Genomic DNA, 2,311 nt, shown 5'->3' with positions numbered 1-2,311 from the left:
CGGTCTACATGGAAAAGTTCCTGCAGAACCCGCGCCACGTAGAAATCCAGATCATGGCGGACAAGCACCGCAACGCCGTGTATCTGGGCGAGCGAGACTGCTCTATGCAGCGGCGTCACCAAAAAGTGATCGAAGAAGCGCCGGCACCGGGTATTCCCCGCAAGCTGATCGACAAGATCGGTGAGCGCTGCGTTGCCGCTTGCAAGAAGATCAACTATCGGGGCGCAGGGACTTTTGAGTTCCTCTACGAAAACGGTGAGTTCTACTTCATCGAGATGAACACCCGTGTGCAAGTGGAGCACCCGGTGACCGAATGGGTCACGGGTGTGGACATCGTCAAGACCCAAATCATGGTTGCGGCTGGCGAAAAATTGCCTTTTACCCAACGGCAAATCCAGATTCGGGGCCATGCCATCGAATGCCGCATCAACGCTGAAGACCCTTTCAAGTTCACGCCTTCGCCCGGCCGCGTCACGTCTTGGCACATGCCCGGCGGGCCAGGCGTGCGGGTGGATTCTCACGTCTACAACAACTACTTTGTGCCTCCGAACTACGACTCCATGATTGGCAAGCTGATCGTGCATGGCGACACCCGCGAGCAGGCTCTGGCCCGCATGCAGACCGCTTTGAATGAGACGGTGATCGAAGGCATCAACACCAACATTCCTCTGCACCGCGAGCTGATGGTGGATGCCAAGTTCATGCAGGGTGGCACCAACATCCACTACCTGGAACACTGGCTGAGCCAGCACAAGCGCTGAACCCTTATGCATGAACTGAGCCTGTTGTGTCCCGAAGACCGGGTGGATGTGCTGAGCGAGGCCTTGGATGCGCTCGACGCTCTGAGCGTGTCGGTGGAAGACGCGGATGCCCAAACCCCGGCCGAACAAGCCCTGTTCGGCGAGCCTGGCATGCCGCCGCCCAAAGAGGGCTGGCAGCGTTCGCGCATGGTGGCCTTGTTCGCCAAAGAGCCCGCCGCCCAAGAGGCAGCTGATTTGCTGGTGGCGCAGGACTTTTTTGAAGACTGTGAGCTGCTGGGCATCCAATTGTTGGCCGACCAAGACTGGGTGCGTTTGACCCAGTCGCAGTTTGCACCGGTGGAGATCACCGCTGATTTCTGGATTGTTCCCACATGGCATGAACCGCCTGAGCAGGCGCGTCAGATCATTCGTCTCGACCCAGGGCTGGCCTTTGGCACGGGTACCCACCCGACAACCCGCATGTGCTTGCGCTGGATTGCCCGGCATGGCGTGCAAGATCAACGCGTTTTGGACTATGGTTGCGGCTCGGGCATTTTGGCCATCGGTGCAGCCAAATACGGTGCCACGGTCATCGATGCGGTGGACATTGACGAGGCGGCCGTGACCTCGACCGAACTGAACGCCCAAGCCAACGGTGTCAGCTTGCAAGCCGGCTTGCCAGACAAGGCGCAAGGCTTGTACCAGACGGTATTGGCCAATATTTTGGCCACGCCACTCAAAGTGCTGGCTCCTTTGTTGTGCGCCCATGTGGCCCCCGGGGGTGCCCTGGTTTTGGCAGGCATTTTGGAGCGTCAGGCCGACGAGCTCAAAGCAGCTTATGCCCCTTGGATACGCTTGGAAGTGGCGGACACCCAAGAAGGCTGGATTTTGATGACTGCTGAGGCGCTGGCTTAGTCCGCTGATTACCTTTTTCGCCTGACTACAATCTGGCCATGAACTCGATCACCCGTTGCCCTTCGTGCGCGACCCATTACCAAGTCGCCAAAGCGGATATCCAAGCCGCCAAAGGGTGGCTTCGGTGCGGGCAATGTGGCCATGTTTTCGACAGCACCGGTCTGGTGTTGCGTTGGACACCACCGGCCTTCGTCGCCCAAGAGCCTGTGGTTGCACCGGACCTGATGGCCGACAACGACTTGGTGGCAGATCCCTCGGATCGATTGGCGCTGGACGATTTGCTTCAAAAGGAAGACCGTTCGGACACCAAGCCAGCCGCCGGTGCTGAACTGGTGGCTTTTGAGCAAGCCCTGTCGAGTTTCAAGCCCACATTGGATGCACCGTCATCCGCCGCAATGGATGGGCCGCAGACCACTGCGAAAAGCTCAATACGGGTGATACGCTATGCCGTGTGGGTGCTGGCACTGGCCTTGGTGTTGCAGTTGCTGTTTGTGCAAAGACATGCAATTGCCGCCTATTGGCCCAAGAGTGTTTCTGTCATTCGCCAAGTGTGTCAGTCCATCGGTTGCCAAGTCAGGCCATTGCGCGATGCCCAAGGGTTGGTCATTGACAGCTCTGAGCTGATCCAGCGCGGTGAGGGCCATGCTTTGCGTTGG

2 protein-coding genes and 1 pseudogene are annotated in these 2,311 nt (G+C 58.5%); all 3 read left to right on the top strand.

What is annotated here, in order from left to right; all coding sequences use genetic code 11:
* Positions 1-761 (top strand): annotated as a pseudogene (locus tag Q0341_RS05380) (acetyl-CoA carboxylase biotin carboxylase subunit); the annotation flags it as partial.
* Between the two features lie 6 nt (positions 762-767).
* The gene (prmA, locus tag Q0341_RS05375) at positions 768-1,655 is read left to right on the top strand and encodes a 50S ribosomal protein L11 methyltransferase (RefSeq protein WP_299511053.1); all 888 of its coding nucleotides are present in this window, start codon (positions 768-770) and stop codon (positions 1,653-1,655) included.
* A 38-nt stretch (positions 1,656-1,693) separates the two neighbouring features.
* A partial coding sequence (locus tag Q0341_RS05370; protein ID WP_299511051.1) for a DUF3426 domain-containing protein occupies positions 1,694-2,311 on the top strand: 618 nt, incomplete at its 3' end.

The sequence above is a fragment of the uncultured Limnohabitans sp. genome (assembly GCF_937889215.1).
Taxonomy (GTDB): Bacteria; Pseudomonadota; Gammaproteobacteria; order Burkholderiales; family Burkholderiaceae_C; genus Limnohabitans_A.
Note: the sequence above shows the minus strand (reverse complement) of the source record. Positions and strands in the feature narration are given on the sequence as shown.